The sequence below is a fragment of the Pseudomonas sp. UBA3153 genome, assembly GCF_002364635.1.
Classification (GTDB): domain Bacteria; phylum Pseudomonadota; class Gammaproteobacteria; order Pseudomonadales; family Pseudomonadaceae; genus Pseudomonas_O; species Pseudomonas_O kuykendallii.
The window spans coordinates 214655-234202 of record NZ_DEYR01000035.1; the positions used below are offsets into that span (position 1 = coordinate 214655).

Consider the following 19548-nt stretch of genomic DNA (forward strand, 5'->3'; position numbering starts at 1 on the left):
ACACCGCCATGCAGCAGCTCGAGGAGAACAGCCTGCAGGTGGAAGCGCAGACCGAACAGGCGGCGTCGGCGTCGCAGCAGATTTCCGTCACGGTGGGCGAGATGGCCCGCCGCGCCTCCGACGTCAACGACGCCACGCTCAAGGCCAACGAATCGGCGCAACTCGGCGCCACGGTTATCGTCACCAGCGTCGAAAGCATGCGCCGGCTGTCGCAGCTGATTCAGGACACTCACCGGCAGGTCAACCAGCTGATTCACTCCAGCACCCAGGTCAGCGGCATCCTCGACGTGATCAACGCGCTGGCCGACCAGACCAACCTGCTCGCGCTGAACGCCGCGATCGAGGCCGCGCGCGCCGGAGATGCCGGGCGCGGTTTCTCGGTGGTCGCCGACGAGGTGCGCTCGCTGGCGCAGAAGACCGTGGCCGCGACCACCGACATCGGCCGCATCATTGGCGACCTCAGGGAACAGACGCAGAGCATGGACGAGCTGATGGTCAGCGGGCTGTCGGTTTCCGCCGAGGGCGAGCGCCAGGCCGGCCAGGCCGCCGACGCCATGGGTGCCATCACGTTGAACGTCGACCAGCTTTCGGCGCAGATGAACCAGGTCGCCGTGGCCATCGAGGAAATCTCCAGCACCACCGAGGAGATCGCCGCGAAGATGGAAGACATTCACCGCCACACGGGAGAAACCAAGGACCTCCGCCAGACGCTGGAGCAGCACGCCACCAGCCTTTCGGCGCAGGTCTCGGCGCTCGACCAGAGTACCCAGCGCTTCCGCATAGCCTGAGGAGGTAGCCCGCCTGGTGTGATCCCTCGGTAGGTCGTCCATCAGCCCCCGAACGTCTGCACGCGCAGAAGCCCCGGTGGAACCTGCCTTGACCTGCCGGCTACCGTGCGCTCGGGCCCTGTGGCGCAACGGGCGCTCGACGGCCTGCGGAATGGGGACATGAAACGCCGCTGGCGATGAGCGGCGCTTACCGGGCCGGCTGCATCACCAAATCGACCAGGCCTCACGCCAGCCTCGACCGCGTGGAGTCTATCGGTGCGCCTGTAACTTCCACGGAACAATGTACCGAGGCTACACACCCGGGCGCAGGCCGGAGCGTTCGCCTGCGCGCGCCGCTGCCTCGCCGAATCGATTTTTCTTATCGTCGGCTGATGCATTAATTAGTTGGACGCAGGATCGCCTCCCTCGAAGAATGGGCAACCGGCGGCCCTGGGGCCAGCCATCCCGATACCGACATGGCGAGGAATTCAAACGTGAGCAGCCTGCTGTTGAATTGCGACATCGGCGAAAGCTTCGGTGCCTGGACCATGGGCCTGGACGCCGAAGTCATGCCCTTCATCGATTGCGCCAACATTGCCTGCGGCTTTCATGCCTCCGACCCCGGCACCATGCGCACTACGGTGGCGCTGGCAGTGGAAAACGGCGTACGCATAGGCGCCCACCCGGCGTATCCCGACCTGGTGGGCTTCGGCCGCCGCTCAATGGCCTGCACGCCACGCGAAGTCGAGGACATGCTGCTCTACCAGATCGGCGCGCTCGATGGCATCTGCCGCGCTTACGGCAGCCGCGTCAGCTACGTCAAGCCACACGGCGCGCTGTACCAGGACATGATGCGCAAGCCGGAAATCCTGCGTGCCGTGCTGCGCGCCGTAGCGATGTACGACGCGAATCTGCCGCTGGTGCTGATGGCTACTCGCGACCAGAGCCAGGCGCAGGCCATCGGCGACGAAATCGGCATTCAGCTGTGGTTCGAGGCCTTTGCCGACCGTGCCTATGACGCCGATGGATTCCTGGTTTCGCGGGCGATCCCCGGCGCCGTGCACCACGACGCCGAGACCATCGTCCGGCAGGCATTGACTCTGGCCCAGGGCGAGCCACTGAGGGCAATCGACGGCAGCGCGGTGCACCTGCAGGCGCAGACGCTCTGCGTGCACGGCGACAACGCCAGCTCGGTTGCTGCAGTCAGGCGCATCCGCGAAGCCCTCTGCCGCAGGGACACCGAATGACGTTGCGCTTGCCCGCGCCGATCATCGAGGTGGCCGGTATCGACAGCCTGATCCTGCGGCTTTTCGAGCAGATCGAGGAAAGCAACATGGCCTGGATGCTGGCCGCCTGCCAGCGCCTGCGTGAGGAGTTCGGTGCCGCGCTGGTCGATCTGGTGCCGTCCTACACCACCTTGTTCCTGCACTACGATCTCGGCCGTCTCGACCCGGACCAGGCGCGCCTGCTCATCGAGCGGGCCTTCACCGAACTGCAGCCACAGCGCACCGGCATCGGTCGCTGCCATGAGCTGCCGACCTGGTACCACCCCAGCGTCGGCCCGGAGCTGCGGCTGCTGGCGCAGCGTAGCGGGCTGGACGAGGCCGAGGTGATCCGCCGGCATGCCGCTCACGAATATCAGGTGTTCGCACTCGGCTTCGCACCCGGCTTCGCCTTCATGGGGCTGGTCGAGGAAGCCCTGGCGACACCGCGCCTGAGCACCCCGCGCAAACGCATCGCCGCCGGCAGTGTCGGCATCGCCGACCGCCAGACGGCGATATACCCGATGATTTCGCCCGGTGGCTGGAACCTCGTCGGGCGAACTCCGTCCCGGCTATTCGACCGCGCCCTCGACGGCTACAGCCTGATGCAACCCGGCGACCGGGTGCGTTTCATGCCCATCGAGCATGCCGAATTCGTCCGCCTGGGCGGAGACGACACCCCGCTGGAGAGCACGCCATGAACGCCTCGACGACTGCCGCCCGCGGACTGCGTGTCGAGCACAGCCACCCCTTCGTGCTGCTGCAGGACGCCGGCCGCTTCGGCGTCCGCCACCTGGGCGTGACCCAGGGCGGCGCGTTGGACTGGATATCCATGCACTGGGCCAACCGCTTGCTGGACAATGCCGTCGACGCGCCGGTGCTGGAGATCGCCCTCGGCAACCTCGTGCTGACCTGCGAGCGTGACACCTGCCTGGCCCTCGCCGGCGCCGACCTGGGGGCGACCCTCGACGGTCAGCCGCTGAAACCCTGGCGCAGCTTCAATGTGCGCCAGGGCCAGCGTCTGGCCTTCGCGCGGCCGCTGCTGGGTGCCCGCGCCTACCTCGCCGCGCCGGGCGGCTTCGACGCTCCGCGCGTGCTCGGCAGTTGCGCCAGCACCGCCCGCGAGGAACTCGGCGGCCTGCACGGCGACGGTCGCGCGGTGGCCGCCGACGATCGCCTGACCTGGCAAGGCGGCAACACGGTGCCCCGCGAGCTGCCGGCACGGCAGATCCCCGCCCTCGGCGGCGATGCGACGTTGGAGCTGGTACTGGGCGCGCAGGTTGGCGACTTCAGCGGGCAAAGCCTGTTCGATGCCTTCAACCACGACTGGCAGGTGGACGTCCGCGCCGACCGCATGGGCGTACGTTTGCTCGGCCCGCAACTGGTCTGCCAGCGCACCTCCATGGTCTCCGAGGGCATCCCGCTAGGTGCCGTCCAGGTGCCGGCGGACGGCCAACCCATCGTGCTGCTCAATGACCGCCAGACCATCGGCGGCTACCCGCGCCTCGGCGCCCTCACCCCGCAGGCGGTGGCCCGCCTGGCGCAGTGCCAGCCGGGTGACACCCTGCGCCTGGCACCGGTCACCCAAGGAGCGGCGCAACGGAGCCTGCGGCAGTTCCTCGCCCAGTCATCGCGCTGACGGGTCCTGCCTCGCCAGCAGGGCGCGCAGGCGCGCCTGGATGCCTGCCCTCGACGTCGCGCTTTCGTCGGCGACGCTCAGGCGCCCGGTGGCGGTAGGCAGCAGCAGGTCGGCGAGCAGGCCGGCAACCGCCGGCATGTCCGCCACGCCCAGGCCCAGCGTGGTGATGAACTGGGTGCCCAGACGCAACGCCGACTGGCCGGCTGTCGTCGGGTCTACGCAAGTGCCGATCAGCACGCCGTGGCGTTCGAGGAAGGTCATCGCGGCGCGCGCATCGCAGGCGGAATCCAGCGGCAACAGCAGCTGGTGGGTGAAGGTCTCCCCCGCCGCCGGCGCGATGATCGGCAGGCCACGTGCGCGCCAGGCTTCGGCAAGCGCCACGCTGTTGGCGAGGATGCGCGAGGAATAATCCACGCCGCGCTCGCCCGCCTGGCGCAGGGTGACCAGCAGCGATGCCAGCCGCGCCGGGTCGATGTTCGCCAGCATCCGCGTGTCGAGCAGTTGGGTGAGCTTCGCCCCGACCTGCGCGTCGCGGCCGAGGATCAGGCTCTGCGGCCGCCCCGGCAGGGTCTTGTAGGTGGAGCTGGTCATCACGTCCACCCCGGCTTCCAGCGGGTTGGGGTAGACGCCGCCGGCGATCAGCCCGCTGACGTGGGAGGCGTCGAAGATACTCAGCGAGCCGACCTCGCGCGCCGCCTCAATCACCGGCTCCAGCCGGTCCGGCGTGAGCATGATGCTGCGCCCCAGCAGCACCAGCTTCGGCCGCCACTCGCGCACCTGGCGCGCCGCCGCCTCGGCATCCAGCTGAAAGCGTGCGGCGTCGTAGGCCAGTTCGGCGCAACGCAGCCCGGCCAGCTCAGGCGTACCGCCGCGGCGCTGGCTGAGATGCCCGCCGTGCGCCCCGGCCGGCGCCAGCAGCAAGTCGCCGGGCGAGCCGAAGGCATGGAACACCGCGAGGTTGGCCAGCGTGCAACTGGGCAGGCGCACCTCGGCCCAGGTGGCGCCGAACAGTGCGCAGGCGGCCGCCGCCGTCTCTACTTCCAGCTGCGAAACCAGGTCGGTGTCCGGCTGCTCCTTGTGGAACGGCAGGCCCATCGCCGGGTAGGCGCTGAGGCCCGCGGCATAGGCCTGCTGCGCCTCAGCGCTGGGCAGGTTGGCGCCGGCGTAGAGCATCAGCCGTTCGCGGGAAAGCACCTGCTGGCGCTGCTGGGCGCTGTCGAGCAGCGCCTGGAGGGAAATGTCCACGTCATGGCTCCGTCAGAAAGGGATGTGCGACCGGCATCGAATCAGGCGTGCCGATACGGGCGGCGCCGCTGCCCGTCAATGCGCGAGAATCTTCGACAGGAACTGCCGCGCCCGCTCGCTGCGCGGTTCGGCGAAGAACGCCTCCTTGTCGGCATCCTCCACCACTTCGCCGGCGTCCATGAACACCACGCGGTTGGCGACCTTGCGCGCGAAGCCCATCTCGTGGGTGACGACCATCATGGTCATGCCTTCGTTGGCCAGTTCGACCATCACGTCGAGCACTTCGGTCACCATTTCCGGGTCCAGCGCCGAAGTCGGTTCGTCGAACAGCATCACCACCGGGTCCATCGCCAGGGCACGGGCGATGGCCACGCGCTGCTGCTGGCCACCGGAGAGCTGGCCGGGAAACTTGTCCGCATGCGCCGACAGCCCTACCCGTGCCAGCAGCGCCGCGCCCTTGGCCAGCGCCTCGGCGCGCGAGCGCTTGAGTACCTTCATCTGCGCCAGCGCGAGGTTCTCGGCGATGCTCAGGTGCGGGAACAGCTCGAAATGCTGGAACACCATGCCGACCCGCGAGCGCAGCTGCGGCAGGTTGGTGGCCTTGTCGGTGACCGTGGTGCCGTCGACGACGATCTCGCCTTGGTTGATCGGCTCCAGGCCGTTGACGGTCTTGATCAGGGTCGACTTGCCGGAGCCGGACGGGCCGCAGACCACCACGACCTCGCCCTTGGCGACCTCGGTCGAGCAATTCTTCAGCACCTGGAAATCACCGTAGGACTTGGAAACCTGCTTGATGGCGATCATGGACATGGGAAACCTCAGCGAACGATGGCGACGCGCCTTTGCAGGCGGCGCACGAAAAAGGATGCGGTGAAGGAGATCGCGAAATAGACCAGCGCGGCGAACAGGTACATCTCCAGCAGGCGGCCGTCGCGCTGGGCGATCTTCGCCGCGGCGCCGAGGAAGTCGGTGATCGACAGCACGTACACCAGCGAGGTGTCCTGGAACAGCACGATGGTCTGGGTCAGCAGGATCGGCAGCATGTTGCGGAACGCCTGCGGCAGGATCACGTAGCCCATGGTCTGCGCGGTGGTCATGCCCATCGCCTGGGAAGCCATCACCTGCCCGCGAGGCACGGACTGGATGCCGGAGCGGATGATTTCGCAGAAGTAGCTGGCCTCGAACAGGGTGAAGGTCACCAGCGACGACCAGAACGGGCCAACGCGCGCCGGGTTGGCCGCGCCGGTGACCCACTGACCGACGTAGGGCATCAGGAAATAGAACCAGAAGATCACCAGCACCAGCGGCAGCGAGCGCATGAGGTTGACGTAGCTGGCAGCGAAGGTGGAGAGCACGGCGAAGCGCGACAGCCGCATCAGCGCCAGCAGCGTGCCGAGGACGATCCCGCCCAGGGTTGCCAGCACGGTGAGGGTCAGGGTGAAGGCCATGCCGTCGAGGAACAGGTACGGCAGGGCACGCACGATCACATCGAAATCGAAACCGGCGAACATCTCAGCGCCCTCCCTTCTCATGGCCACTGACATACCCCGGAACCTGCGCCTTGCGTTCCAGCACGCGCATCAGGAACACGATGACCAGGTTCAGCGCCAGGTACAGCACGGTGGCGACGGCGAACGCCTCGAACACCTGGAACGTGCCCTCCTGCATCGCCCGCGCGCTGGCGGTCAGCTCGACCAGGCCGATGGCCAGCGCCACCGAGGTGTTCTTGGTGGTGCTGAGGAATTCCGAGGTCAGGGTCGGCACGACGATCCGGTAGGCCATCGGCAACAGCACGTAGCGATAGGTCTGCGGCAGCGTCAGGCCGAGCGCCTGGCCGGCCATGCCCTGCCCGCGCGACAGGCTGCCCAGCCCCGAGCGCACCACTTCGGCGACCCGCGCCCCGTGGTAGCAGCCCAGGCACAGCACCGCGGTGTAGAACTGCGCGTCCGGCAATTGCTTGAGCCAGTCGCCGGCCGCGGCAGGCAGCAGCTCGGGCAGCACGAAGTACCAGAGGAACATCTGCACCAGCAGCGGCACGTTGCGAAACAGCTCGACGAAGCAGGCGCCGACCCGGTTCATCCAGGCCACCGGCGCGCTGCGCATCACACCGAGCAGCGAGCCGACCAGCAGCGCGAGGAAAAAGGCACAGAGCGCCGTCGCCAGGGTCCAGGCCAGGCCCAGCAGCAGCGTCTCGAAATAGGTCAGTCGACCGTCAAGGGAGAGCGACCAGAGGGCGCTCCAGTTCCAGGTGTAATCCATGCGGGTATCCGGGCGAGGGGCAGCGGACGCGGGCCGGAACCGGCCCGCGGGAAACACCGGAGCCGGCGAGCCGGCCCCGGCGGCTTACTGGTAAACCTGCGGATCGGCGCTGTCGGTCGGCGCGGCGATGACCTTCTTCAGCTGCTCCGACATCGGCAGGTTCATCAGGATGCCGCGCGGCGGAATCGGCTGCAGGAACCACTTGTCGTAGATCGCGTTGATCTCGCCGCTGGCATAGAGCGCGCCTAGGGTCTGGTCAGCCAGCGCCTTGAACTGCGCATCGTTGCGCCGCAGCATGATTCCGTAGGGCTCCACGGAGAGTGCATCGCCAACGATCTCCCAGATTTCCGGGGAGCGCGACGAGGCGATCACCCCGGCGAGGGAAACGTCGTCGAACACGTAGGCGACCGCGCGGCCGGTTTCCACGGTGAGCAGCGCCTCGGCATTGTCCTTGGCGGACAGGATGCGCATGCCCAGGTCGTCCTTGTTGTTCGCTTCGTTGAGCAGACGCACGCTGGTAGTGCCCGCCGGCGTCACGATGGTCTTGGCCTTGAGGTCCTGCAGGCCGGTGATGTGGTCGGCCTTCTTCGCCATGATGCGCACGCCGGCAACGAAGTAGGTGGTGGAGAACGCGACCTGGCGCTGGCGTTCGGCGTTGTTGGTGGTGGTGCCGCACTCCATGTCGATGGTGCCGTTGGCCAGCAGCGGGATGCGCGTGGTGCCGGTTACCGGCACGTACTCGACCTTCAGGTCGGGCTTGCCCAGCTTGACCTTCACCGCATCGACCACCTTGCCGCACAGGTCCATGGCGTAGCCCACGGGTTGCTGCTTGTCGTCGTAGTAGGAGAACGGAATGCCGCCATCGCGGTGACCTACGGTGATGCTGCCGGACTCCGCCACTTTCTTCAGCGTGCCCTCCAGTTCCTGCGCATTGGCCAGCGAAACCCACGCCGCCAGCACACAGATGCCCGCGCCCAACAGACCCTTCTTCATGCCGCCTGACTGCTTTGTGCTTGTCATGAACTGACCCCGATCCGCTATTGAAGAGGCGAGGACAGGCACCGGGACGATGCCAGCCCGCGCAGCTTGATCCGCCAAGGATGGCCAATCGAAGGGGAAGGAGATCGAGCGCAGTGGCACTGACAAAGGGCAACGCAGCAGATTTCCAACCGAATCATCGGCCATCTGCCCCTTCTGTCATGGTTGCCTGAGAGCGTTATCCCGTCGGCGGGCGCATGCGGCGCCTCTTTCCAGAATGCGGTGAACCCCACGGTCCTTTTGCCTGAGAGTTTCCGGGGCGGTTGCTCCTTCGGCGCCGGCGGGTAGCCGGTCTCTCCCGTGGTTACGAGAGATATACCCAACAAAATCTATAACTGCAACAAACTATCTGGACATTTAACTGATAAGTAGTGTTTTGCACCACACAAGAACACCCACTCACACCAATGCACCTTCAGGTCGCAAAAATCGGCGCCCGTTTCGCACCGCCAGGACACCCCGAACGACAGTCGCGCACCACGGCGGAACACGTCCGGAGCGTCCCCCGCAGCGGTGCATGCAGCCTTAGCTACGCCCGCCGCCTTCGATTAAGATACGACGCCTTCGACGAGCGGCTCTGGCTCGCCATCCCAACCGGAACTGACCCCATGGAACACCGCGAAGCGCTGGTCGCGCTGCGACAATTTCTCTCCAGCCAGATCCTCGGCCAGGAAAAGCTCGTCGAACGCATGCTGGTGGCGCTGCTCGCCGATGGCCACATGCTGGTCGAGGGCGCGCCGGGCCTGGCCAAGACCAAGGCCATCAAGGACCTGGCCGAGGGCCTGGAAGCCGAATTCCACCGCATCCAATTCACCCCCGACCTGCTTCCGGCGGACATCACCGGCACCGAGATTTATCGCCCGGAAACCGGCAGCTTCGTGTTCCAGCAGGGGCCGATCTTCCACAACCTGGTGCTCGCCGACGAAATCAACCGCGCACCGGCGAAGGTGCAGTCGGCGCTGCTCGAAGCCATGGCGGAGCGCCAGGTCAGCGTCGGCCGCAGCACCTACGACCTGTCGCCGCTGTTCCTGGTGATGGCGACGCAGAACCCCATCGAGCAGGAAGGCACCTACCCGCTGCCCGAAGCGCAGCTCGACCGCTTCCTGATGCACGTGAAGATCGGCTTCCCCGACGCCAGCGTAGAACGCAAGATCCTCGCCCAGGCCCGCGGCGAAGCGCTGAACGGCGAAAGCCTGCCCGAGCGCCGCGTCAGCCAGCAGGCCATCTTCGCCGCGCGCAAGGAAATCCTCGGCCTGTACATGGCCGATGCGGTGGAGGAATACCTGGTGCAACTGGTCATGGCCACGCGCACCCCGGCCAAGTTCGACGCCGAACTCGCCGAGTGGATCGCCTACGGCGCCAGTCCGCGCGGCTCCATCGCCCTAGACCGCTGCGCGCGCGCACACGCCTGGCTGGCCGGCCGCGACTTCGTCAGCCCGGAAGACATCCAGGCGATGCTCTTCGACGTCCTGCGCCACCGGGTGATCCTGTCCTTCGAGGCCGAGGCTTCGGGCGTCGACCAGGACAAGGTGATCCAGCGCATCCTCGACGTGGTGGCGGTGGCGTGACCACCCACCCGCTGCCGCTACAGCCCGGCATCCGCAGCGACCTTGCCGAGCTGATCGACATGCGCCACCGGGTGCGCGAGGTGCAGCTGTTCTCCACGCCGAGCCGGCGCAGCCCGCTGATCGGCCTGCACCATTCCAAGCTGCGCGGGCGCGGCGTGGATTTCGACCAAGTGCGCGTGTATCAGGCCGGCGACGACGTGCGCACCATCGACTGGCGCGTCACCGCGCGCACCCAGGAGCCGCACACCAAGCTGTTCCACGAGGAGCGCGAACGCCCGGTGTTCGTCCTGGTGGAACAGAGCCGGCGGCTGTTCTTCGGCTCCGCGCTGCAATTCAAGTCGGTGCTCGCCGCGCGCGCGGCGGCACTGATCGGCTGGGCCGCGCTGGGCCACAACGACCGCATCGGCGGGCTGGTGTTCGGCGATCACGAGCACCACGAAATACGCCCGCGGCGCAGCAAGCAGAGCCTGCTGCAACTGCTCAACCGGCTGGTGCGCGCCAACCAGGCGCTGCACAGCGAAGCGCAGCCGAACCGCGACGCCTTCGGCCTGGCCCTGCGCCGCGCCCGCGAAGTGCTGCGCCCCGGCAGCCTGATGCTGGTGCTGTGCGACGAGCGCGCGCTGTCCGAGGCCGCCGAACAGCAGCTCGCCCTGCTGGCGCGACACACCGACCTGGTCCTGCTGCCGCTCTCCGATCCTCTCGACCACGAGCTGCCGGCGGCCGGGCTGCTGCGCTTCGCCGAACGCGGCGCGCGGCTGGAACTCGACACCCACGCCGCCGAGCTGCGGCTGGTCTACGCCGCCCAGGCCGAGGAACGCGGGCAGCGCTGGCAGCGTCTGGCGCAGAAGCTCTGCGTGCCGCTGCTGCCGCTGAGCACGGCCAGCGACCTGGTCGACCAGTTGCGCGACCACCTCTACGTGCAGCGTTCGGAAAAACGCAAATGAACCCGCTCGACCAACTCCAGCCCCTGATCGCGCCGCCGCCGGTTTCCGCCTGGCCGCCGGCGCCTGGCTGGTGGCTGCTGGCGGCGCTGCTGCCGATCGCGCTCTGGGGCCTCTGGCGGTTGCGCGGGCGGATACCGCACAGGCGCCGCGAACGCCGCGCCGAGGTTCGTCTCGACCCGCTGCGCCAGGCCGCCCTCAACGAACTGGAGCAGCTGCCCAAGCCCTACGACGACGCGCCGGCCGGCCCCTGGCTACAGCAACTCAACGCGCTGCTCAAGCGCCTGTGCCTGGCGCATTACCCGAACGACCACTGCGAGACCCTCAGCGGGCGCGCCTGGCTGGCGTTCCTCGACAACCGCTGCCCGGCGGCCGGGCTGACGCGCTGGATGGTCCTCGTCGACGGCGCCTACCGGCCGCAATGCCGGCTCGACGACAAGGCCATCGCCGGCCTGCAGCAGGCCATCGACATCTGGGTGCGCAAGCATGTTTGAGTTCGCCTGGCCGTGGTTACTGCTGCTCGCGCCGCTGCCCTGGCTGCTGCGCCTCCTGCTGCCGCCTGCGGACAGCGGCGAGGCGGCGCTCAACGTCAGCTTCCTTGACGAACTTGAAGGCCTCGCCGGACGACGCGCCCGCGCCAACCTGCCGGCCTGGCGCCAGCAGGCGCCGTTCGCCGCGCTCTGGCTGTTGCTGCTGCTCGCCGCGGCGCGCCCGCAATGGGTCGGCGAACCCCTGCCCTTGCCGGCCAGCGGCCGCGACCTGCTGCTGGCGGTGGACGTGTCCGGCTCGATGGATTACGCCGACATGCAGTGGGACGAGCAGCCGGCGAGCCGCCTGACCCTGGTCAAGCGCCTGCTCGGCGATTTCATCGAGGGCCGCCGCGGCGACCGCGTCGGGCTGATCCTGTTCGGCAGCCAGGCGTATCTGCAATCGCCGCTGACCTTCGACCGCCACACCGTACGCACCTGGCTCGACGAAGCGCTCATCGGCATCGCCGGCAAGAACACCGCGCTGGGCGACGCCATTGGGCTGGCGGTCAAGCGCCTGCGCGAGCGCCCGGCCGACAGCCGCGTGCTGGTACTGGTCACCGACGGCGCCAACAACGGCGGGCAGATCGATCCGCTGACCGCCGCACGCCTGGCCGCCGAGGAACAGGTGAAGGTCTACGCCATCGGTATCGGCGCCGACCCCGCCGACAGCGGCACCCTCGGCCTGCTGGGGCTCAATCCTGGCCTCGACCTGGACGAGCCGACGCTGCGCGAAATCGCCAGCCTCACCGGCGGAGAGTATTTCCGGGCACGCTCGCAGGACGAACTCAAAGCCATCGGCGAAAGCCTCGACCGGCTCGAGCCGGTGGTGCAGAAACCGACCCAGGCGCGTCCGGCCCGCGCGCTGTACAGCTGGCCGCTGGCCGCCGCGGTGCTGCTCAGCCTGGCGCTGGTGGCGCACGCCCTCTGGCCGCACCCGCGTTTCGCCCAGCGCCTGCCGCGCAAACTCACGCGGCTCAAGCCGCTGTTCGCCAAGCGTCCGCGCTGGAGCCGCCGCCCATGATCGCGCTCTGGCCACATTGGCTGCGGCCGTTCTGGCTGCTTCTACTACCGCTGTTCGGCTGGCTGCTGTGGCGCCTCTGGCACCGCGAACAGCGCAGCGGACGCTGGCAGATGTTGTTGCCGCCCGCCTTCCACGACGTACTGCTGTCCGGCGGACGCGGTCGCAACAGCCGGCTGCCGTGGGTCGCCCTGGGCCTGGCCTGGCTGCTCGCCCTGCTGGCCCTGCTCGGCCCCAGCTGGCAACGCACCGAGCAGGTCAGCCAGAAACGCAGCGACCCGCTGGTGGTGCTGCTCGAACTCACTCCGGAGATGCTCGCCACCGACGCCACGCCGAACCGCCTCGCCCAGGCGCGGCGCAAGCTGCTCGACCTGCTGGAGGCCCGCTCCGAGGCGCAGACCGCGATCGTCGTCTATGCCGGCAGCGCCCACACGCTGGTGCCGCTGTCCAACGACCACTCCACCGCGCGCAACCTGCTCGATGCGTTGAAGCCGTCGATCATGCCAGAGCCGGGGCGCCGCGCGGACCTCGCCGTGGCGCAGGCGCTGGCCCTGCTCGAACAGGGCGCACAGGGCCGCGGCCGCCTGCTGCTGATCGGCAGCAGCCTCGACGAACGCGAGCGCCAGGGCATCCGCCAGGCGCTCGACAGGCATTCCTCGCCGTTGCTGATCCTCGGCGTCGGCACGCCCCAGGGCGCACCGATCGCCCTCGAAGGAGGCGGTTTCCTCAAGGACGACCAGGGCGCGATCCTCCTGCCCAGGCTGGACGAGAGCGGCCTGCAGCGTTTCGCCGGGGAACTGCATGGCCGCTACGCACAGGCGCGCATCGACGAGGCCGACCTGCGGCAACTCGGCCTGCTGGACATGCCACAGGTGCTGCGCGAGGACGGCGAGGTCACCCAGTTGGCGCTGTGGGCCGACCAGGGACACTGGCTGCTGCTGCCGCTCCTGCTGATCGCAGCCTGCGCCGGCCGGCGCGGCTGGCTGTTCTGCCTGCCGTTGCTGTGGGTATTGCCGCAGCCGGTGTTCGCCTTCGGCTTCGACGACCTCTGGCTACGCCCCGACCAGCAGGGCCAGCGCCTGCTCGAAGCGCAGCGTCCGGCGGAAGCCGCACGGCGCTTCGAAGACCCGCGCTGGCAGGGTCAGGCGCTGTATCGCGCGGGCGACTATCCGGCGGCGGCCGAGCGCTTCGCCCAGGGCAGCAGCGCCGCCGATCACTACAATCGCGGCAACGCACTGGCCAGAAGCGGCGAGCTGGAAGAAGCCATCGACGCCTACGACGCGGCGCTGGAACGCCAGCCGGACCTGAGCGCGGCGCAGAAGAACAAGGCCCTGGTGGAGGAACTGCTGCGCCAGCGCCAGCAGGAGAAATCGCAGAACCCGGGCCAGGGCAGCCCGTCGCCGGAGGCGCAGCCTGGCGAACAGGCGCCGCCCGAGAGCACGCCGAGCACCGCGCCGCCGTCGAGCGACGCCCGCGAGAAACCGACCGCGCGACCGGCGGGCGATGCCGCGCCGGCCGATACCGCGCCTACCGATGCCGCGGGCCCGCTACCGCCCCCGAAGGACGCCGCCCAGCCGCCCGACGAAGAAGAAACCACGCAGCGCCGCACCCTCGACGACTCGCCGCTAGACGGCGAGCGGCGCCAGGCACTCGAACAATGGCTGCGGCAGATACCGGACGATCCGGCCGAACTGCTGCGCCGCAAGTTCTGGTACGAACAGAAGAAACGCCAGGAAAACCAACCATGATGCGCCTGCTCGGCATTCTCCTACTGGCCCTGCTGCCCGGCTTCGCCCAGGCACTGGAACTCAACGCCAGCGTCGACCGCACCCGTCTCGACGAGGGCGACACCCTGGAACTGGCGCTGGAGTCGGACGACGTCGCGCAGTTCGGCAAACCCGACCTGAGCGCCCTCGACGCGCTGTTCGACGTGCTCGGCACGCGCCAGGTCAACCGCCTCGCCGTGGTCAATGGCGAAACCCGCCAGGTCACGCGCTGGATCGTCACCCTGCAACCCAGGCAGACCGGCTACGTGGTGATCCCGCCGCTCAGGCTCGGCGACGCCAGCAGCCAGCCGATCACTCTGTACATCGAGCCGGCCGGCAGCAGCGGCAGCGCGAAGATGGCGCCGGTGTACATCGATGCGAGCGTCGACCGCGAGAAGGTCTACGTGCAGGCGCAACTGGTTCTGACCCTGCGCATCTACCACTCGGTGCCGCTGTACGACGACAGCAGCCTGACGCCGCTGCAGATGGAGGACGCGCGGGTCGAGCCCCTCGGCGAACCGCGTACCTACGAGAAGGAAATCGGCGGCGTGCGCCACGGGGTGATCGAGATGCGCTACGCGATCTTCCCGCAGCAAAGCGGTGCGCTGAAGATACCGCCACTGGCGTTCAGCGCGACCCTGGTGGAGAACGCGCCGAGCAGCGGCCTGCTGCCGTTCGGCTCGCGCCCGGGCCGGCTGACGCGGGTGAAGTCACCGGAAATCCCGCTGCAAGTGCTGCCCAAGCCGGCCAGCTACCCGGCCGACGCGCCCTGGCTGCCGGCCAGCGCCCTCAGTCTGTCGGAAGCCTGGAGCCCGGAGCCGGACGAGGTGAAGGTCGGCGATTCGCTGACGCGCAACCTGATCCTGCGCGCCGAAGGTCTTTCCAGCGCCCAACTGCCGCCGATCGGCGACACCCGCAGCGATGCGCTGCGACGCTACCCCGACCAACCCCATCTGGCGAACCAGGCGACCGACGCCAGCCTGATCGGCAGTCGCGAGCAGAGCGAGGCGCTGGTGCCGATCCACAGCGGCGCCATCGACCTGCCGGCGCTGGAGGTGGTCTGGTGGAACACCACCGAGGACCGCCTGGAGCGCACCACCCTGCCGGAACGGCACATCGAGGTGGTCGCCGATCCGCTTCTGGAGGCTCCCGGCCTGCCACCCGCCGAGGCGCCGCAAGCCGCCGAGTACGCCGCACCGCTGTGGCCCTGGCAGGTGCTCAGCGCGCTGTTGGCCTGCACCACACTGCTCGGCTTCGGCCTCTGGTGGCACGCGCGCCAGCAACCCGCCGTGCAACGGGTGGCACCCACCGGGCCCAGCCCGCGCACGCTGCTCGACGACCTCAAGCGCGCCTGCCTGGCCAACGACACCCAGGCGACGCGCCAGGCGCTCGACGCCTGGGCCCGCCAGCAGCCGGAGACCCTCGCCGACATGGCTGCGCGCTTCACCCCGCTGTCGGACGCGCTGGATGGCCTCAACGGCTCGCTCTACAGCGAAACCGGGCAGCACTGGCAGGGCGAAGACCTGTGGCTGGCGATCCGCACCCTCCCCCCTGCCGAAGCCGCCGCCACGCCCCAGGAACCCAGCCCGCTGCCGCCGCTGTATCCGCGCTGACGAATCCGCCGCCCAGCCTCTGCGCAGCGTAGGGTGGGTGAAACCCACGCGGTCGCTGTCCCGCCGAGCACTCCGATCCAGGGTTGCACTCATCCGGCAAACCTAGCCCGCTTGCTGTCGGTCCCGCCTGGCACTCAGCTCCAGAGACCACCTTCACAGGCCCATAAAAAAACCGCGGCCAGGGCCGCGGTTCCTTTTCTTGCGTCGACCTACATCAGTGCGACAGCAGGGTACCGCCCGTCTTGCCGGCGAGTTTCTCCGGCTTGATCAGGAAGCGCGCCAGCGCCGGCAGCAGCCACAACGCACCGAACATGTTGAGCAGGAACATGAAGGTCAGCATCAGGCCCATGTCGGCCTGGAACTTGATCGCCGAGAAGATCCAGGTCGCCACGCCGATCGCCAGGCAGATACCGGTGAACAGCACCGCCTTGCCGGTGGATTTCAGCGTCTCGTAGTAGGCCTCCTGCATCGACAGCCCGGCGCGCAGGAAGCTTTCCAGGCGGCTGTAGATGTAGATGCCGTAGTCCACGCCGATGCCTACGCCCAGCGCAATCACCGGCATGGTCGCCACCTTCACGCCGATACCGAGGAAGGCCATCAGGGCATTGCCGAGGATCGAGGTGAGGATCAGCGGCAGCACGATGCACACGGTGGCGGCGAACGAGCGGAAGGTGATCAGGCACATCCCGGCAACGCAGAGGTAAACCAGCGTAAGAATGGTCAACTCGGACTTGGCGATCACCTCGTTGGTGGCTGCCTCGATACCGGCGTTACCCGCGGCGAGGATGAACTCCGGACCGCCCGGTTTCTGCTCGGCCTTGAACGCTTCCACCGCCTCGATGGCGCGCTTGAGCGTGGCGGCCTTGTGGTCCTCGAGGAACACCAGCACCGGCGCCACCGAACAGTCGCTATTGTAGAGCCCTTCGGCCCGGCTGATCGAGTTGTTCAGCACGTCCTGGTTGCGCGACAGGGTTTCCCATTTCAGGTTGCCCTCGTTCATCCCCTTGATCATCTGTTTGGAGACGCTGACCAGGGAGATCGCCGACTGCACGCCCTTGGTGTTCTGCATCTTCCACATCAGTTCGTCGATCGGCGCTAGCGTGCCGTGGGTCGAACAACCCTCGGCCTCGGTCTTGACCATCACCACCAGCACGTCGGAGCTGGTCGAGTAGTTGCGGATGATGAAATCGTTGTCCTGGTTGTAGCGCGAGTCCGGACGGAGTTCGGGCGCGCCCTGGTCAAGGTCTCCGACCTGCAGGTGCTGCTTTTGGTACCAGAAGCCGCCGATCGCGACGACCAACGCGAGGATCACCGACACCGGCGCGACCTTGGCGCTGGCGAAGTTCGACAGCAGGCGCCAGAACGGATGCTCGGTTACCGCGTCGCGCTTGCTGCGCTCGATGGCCTTCTTGCTGATACCGATGTAGGAGATCGCCACCGGCAGCAGGATCAGGTTGGTGAAAACGATCACCGCGACCCCGATGGAGGCGCCGATGGCCAGCTCGCGGATCACGCCGATGTCGATCACCAGCAGGGTGATGAAGCCGACGGCATCGGCGAGGATGGCAATCATCCCCGGCAGGAACAGCTGGCGGAAGGTGCGCCGCGCGGCGGTCAAGGCGTTTTCCGCCTCGCTCGACTGCAAGGCGATCCCGTTGATCTTCTGCACCCCGTGGGAGATGCCGATGGCGAACACCAGGAACGGCACCAGCATCGAATACGGATCGAGGCCGAACCCCACGGTGTGCATCAGACCAAGCTGCCAAATCACCGCGATCAGCGTGGTCGAGAGCACGGCGATGGTGCTGCGGATACACCAGGTGAACCAGTAGAGCAGCACCAGGGTGACGACGAAGGCGATGCCGAAGAACACTACCACCATCAGCAGGCCGTCGATCAGGTCGCCGACCTTCTTGGCGAAGCCGACGATGTGGATCTTCACGTTCGGGTTCTGCGCCTGGTACTCGTTGCGGATCTTGTCCTCGAGCTGATGGGAAAATTCGCGGTAGTCCAGCTTGACCAGCTTGCCTTGGTCATTCGGGTCGGGAAAGCTCTCCAACAGCGGGATGTCGATGATGCTCGACTTGAAGTTGTTCGCCACCAGCCGGCCGATCTGCCCGGATTTGAGCACGTTGTTGCGCAGGTCGTTGAGACTCTGCGGGGAACCGTCATAGGTCTGCGGGATTACTTCGCCGCCGGCGAACCCTTCCTCGGTGACTTCGCTCCAGCGCACGCTGGGGCTCCACAGCGATTTCAGCCCCGAACGGTCGACGCCGGGAATGTAGAACACCTCGTCCTGGATCTTGCGCAGCGTCTCCATGTACTCCTTGGAGAAGATATCGCCATCGGTGGCTTCCACCGAGATGCGCACCGTATTGCCGAGGTTGGCCAGGTCGTTACGGTACTCCATCATCTTCTGGATGAAGGGGTGCTGCAGCGGGATCATCTTCTCGAAACTGGTGGACGGACGAACCTGGGTGGCCTGGTAGAACAGGAACACGCTGACCAGCACGCAGATCAGGATTACCACCGGGCGGTTGTTGAAGATCAGGCGCTCGAGCAGGCTCGCCTTGTTCTGTTGGTGAGGACTCATTCAATTCTCCCGGCGTTATTGTTTTTCGACCAGCACGGCGCCTGTCGGTGAGGAGACACGCACACCGCCTTGCCCAGCCAGGATCAGTTCACCGTTGGCACCCGCGGTCGCCGCGGCCAGGGAAATCCGGTCGGGACGGTTGAAGACGCTGAAACTGCGACCATCGTCGCTGCTCTTGAGGACGCTGCCGCCGTGGCCGACGACCACCAGCGAGCCGTCGGCGAGCAACGAGCCGCTGGACAGACCGAACTCCAGCTTTCCGCCGCTGGCGGTCTTCAGCTCGATGCGCTCCCAGGTGTCGCCGAAATCGGCGGAACGGAACAGGTGCCCACGCAGGCCGTAGACCACCAGGCTGTTCGGCTCGGCGGTGCCCAGCGCGCCGAACAGCGAGCCTTCGTACGGGCCTTCGAGTTTTTCCCAGGTTTGGCCCCAGTCGGGAGAGCGGAACATCGAGCCGGATTCGCCGACGACGAACAGCCCGGCGTCCTTCACCGCGGTGATGGCGTTGAGGTGGAAGCCGTCTTCGTTGTCGATGCGGTCGCTGATGTCATTCCACGTCTTGCCGCCGTCCTCGGTCTCCAGCAGCGCGCCGTAGGCACCCGCCGCAATGCCGTGATCGGCGTTCTGGAACCAGACGTCCAGCAGCGGCGCCTCGCGGTGCAGGTCCTCGAACTGCAGCGTCCAGCTCTTGCCGCCGTCGGTGGTGGCGAGAATCTGCGCATCGTGGCCGACCGCCCAGCCGAGGGTGTCGTCGAGGAAGAACACGGCGGTGAGCATCTGCCGGGTCGGCACCTTGGCCTGCTGCCAGCTCTTGCCGTCGTCATCGGAATAGAGGATGTGGCCACGGTCGCCGACCGCCACCAGGCGCGCGCCGGCGTGGGCGATGTCGAGCAGCAGGCTTTGCACGGCCTTGGGCGACTCGATGGCGTAGAGGGGTTCGCGGGTGGCGCTTTCCTCGGCCTGCACGGGCATGGCGCCCAGGCCCAGCATGGAAAACGCGGCACACAACGACAGTGCGTTGGTCAACGGCGAGTGGAGTCGCAGAATCCGCCGGCGGAAAACCGCAGACAGACCGGACCGGGTGCGCCACGTGGGCTCACTCATACACCTTTCCCCCATTATTGTTATTGGTGATAGTGCGGTTGAAGCGCCCCTATGCTGCCGACTTTGACGGGCTGTGACAATCGGCGTGTCGTTATGTTTTGTTAAGGCCAAACCCCCGTGATTGACGGCTTATTCAGCGCCATGATGCAAAAAGGCCACGGCGACTGCCGTGGCCTCTTTCTGACCCACCGGTAACGAATCGGAG

The 19548-nt window shown here is 67.4% G+C and carries 17 protein-coding genes and 1 riboswitch; of the genes, 10 read left to right on the top strand and 7 right to left on the bottom strand.

Going from position 1 to position 19548, the window contains the following annotated elements; genetic code table 11:
- The first annotated feature begins 8 nt into the window (after positions 1-8).
- The 4 genes from B2X67_RS20850 (at position 9) to B2X67_RS09250 (ending at position 3668) form a co-directional block, all read left to right on the top strand.
- Positions 9-788: a methyl-accepting chemotaxis protein gene (locus B2X67_RS20850; protein WP_376747746.1), complete on the top strand. Its 780-nt coding sequence runs from the start codon at positions 9-11 to the stop codon at positions 786-788.
- A gap of 473 nt (positions 789-1261) precedes the next feature.
- Positions 1262-2014, top strand: a complete 753-nt coding sequence (locus B2X67_RS09240) for a 5-oxoprolinase subunit PxpA (protein WP_273229790.1) — start codon at positions 1262-1264, stop codon at positions 2012-2014.
- On the top strand, positions 2011-2730 hold the full coding sequence (gene pxpB / locus B2X67_RS09245) for a 5-oxoprolinase subunit PxpB (RefSeq protein WP_286785302.1): 720 nt from the start codon (positions 2011-2013) through the stop codon (positions 2728-2730). The genes B2X67_RS09240 and pxpB overlap by 4 nt, the downstream gene beginning before the upstream one ends.
- Entirely contained in the window at positions 2727-3668 is a 942-nt protein-coding gene (locus tag B2X67_RS09250) for a biotin-dependent carboxyltransferase family protein (RefSeq protein WP_286785303.1), read from the top strand. The genes pxpB and B2X67_RS09250 overlap by 4 nt, the downstream gene beginning before the upstream one ends.
- On the opposite strand, the gene B2X67_RS09255 is transcribed toward B2X67_RS09250, so the two are convergent.
- The 5 genes from B2X67_RS09255 to B2X67_RS09275 form a co-directional block, all read right to left on the bottom strand.
- Positions 3657-4913 (bottom strand): glycine hydroxymethyltransferase, encoded by a 1257-nt coding sequence (locus tag B2X67_RS09255; RefSeq protein WP_286785304.1) that lies wholly within the window; start codon positions 4911-4913, stop codon positions 3657-3659. The genes B2X67_RS09250 and B2X67_RS09255 overlap by 12 nt on opposite strands.
- Positions 4914-4988: 75 nt before the next feature.
- A complete protein-coding gene (locus B2X67_RS09260) occupies positions 4989-5717 on the bottom strand; it encodes an amino acid ABC transporter ATP-binding protein (protein WP_090231651.1) in 729 nt (242 codons plus the stop codon).
- Positions 5718-5731: 14 nt separating this feature from the next.
- Positions 5732-6424, bottom strand: a complete 693-nt coding sequence (locus B2X67_RS09265) for an amino acid ABC transporter permease (protein ID WP_282341158.1) — start codon at positions 6422-6424, stop codon at positions 5732-5734.
- Between the two features lies 1 nt (position 6425).
- Positions 6426-7172: an amino acid ABC transporter permease gene (locus tag B2X67_RS09270; protein WP_282341157.1), complete on the bottom strand. Its 747-nt coding sequence runs from the start codon at positions 7170-7172 to the stop codon at positions 6426-6428.
- 84 nt (positions 7173-7256) lie between these two features.
- On the bottom strand, positions 7257-8165 hold the full coding sequence (locus B2X67_RS09275; protein WP_282343834.1) for a transporter substrate-binding domain-containing protein: 909 nt from the start codon (positions 8163-8165) through the stop codon (positions 7257-7259).
- A 267-nt stretch (positions 8166-8432) separates the two neighbouring features.
- Positions 8433-8521, bottom strand: a riboswitch (glycine riboswitch).
- 297 nt (positions 8522-8818) lie between these two features.
- Between B2X67_RS09275 and B2X67_RS09280 the strand changes: the two genes are divergently transcribed.
- The 6 genes from B2X67_RS09280 to B2X67_RS09305 are packed head-to-tail and all read left to right on the top strand — an operon-like array spanning position 8819 to position 15646.
- Positions 8819-9778 carry an AAA family ATPase gene (locus B2X67_RS09280; protein WP_282343832.1) on the top strand — a complete coding sequence of 320 codons (960 nt, stop codon included), beginning with the start codon at positions 8819-8821 and terminating at the stop codon, positions 9776-9778.
- A gap of 59 nt (positions 9779-9837) precedes the next feature.
- A complete protein-coding gene (locus B2X67_RS09285) occupies positions 9838-10722 on the top strand; it encodes a DUF58 domain-containing protein (RefSeq protein WP_282343838.1) in 885 nt (294 codons plus the stop codon).
- Entirely contained in the window at positions 10719-11213 is a 495-nt protein-coding gene (locus tag B2X67_RS09290; protein ID WP_282343830.1) for a DUF4381 domain-containing protein, read from the top strand. Before B2X67_RS09285 ends, B2X67_RS09290 begins: the two co-directional genes overlap by 4 nt.
- Entirely contained in the window at positions 11206-12270 is a 1065-nt protein-coding gene (locus tag B2X67_RS09295; protein WP_286785305.1) for a VWA domain-containing protein, read from the top strand. Before B2X67_RS09290 ends, B2X67_RS09295 begins: the two co-directional genes overlap by 8 nt.
- Positions 12267-14015: a VWA domain-containing protein gene (locus tag B2X67_RS09300; protein WP_286785306.1), complete on the top strand. Its 1749-nt coding sequence runs from the start codon at positions 12267-12269 to the stop codon at positions 14013-14015. The genes B2X67_RS09295 and B2X67_RS09300 overlap by 4 nt, the downstream gene beginning before the upstream one ends.
- Positions 14012-15646 (top strand): BatD family protein, encoded by a 1635-nt coding sequence (locus B2X67_RS09305; RefSeq protein ID WP_282343823.1) that lies wholly within the window; start codon positions 14012-14014, stop codon positions 15644-15646. Before B2X67_RS09300 ends, B2X67_RS09305 begins: the two co-directional genes overlap by 4 nt.
- A gap of 214 nt (positions 15647-15860) precedes the next feature.
- Here the strand turns inward: B2X67_RS09305 and B2X67_RS09310 are convergent, their stop codons facing one another.
- The gene (locus tag B2X67_RS09310) at positions 15861-18239 is read right to left on the bottom strand and encodes an efflux RND transporter permease subunit (protein ID WP_282343821.1); all 2379 of its coding nucleotides are present in this window, start codon (positions 18237-18239) and stop codon (positions 15861-15863) included.
- Between the two features lie 15 nt (positions 18240-18254).
- Positions 18255-19343, bottom strand: a complete 1089-nt coding sequence (locus tag B2X67_RS09315) for a WD40/YVTN/BNR-like repeat-containing protein (protein WP_286785307.1) — start codon at positions 19341-19343, stop codon at positions 18255-18257.
- Between the last annotated feature and the right edge of the window lie 205 nt (positions 19344-19548).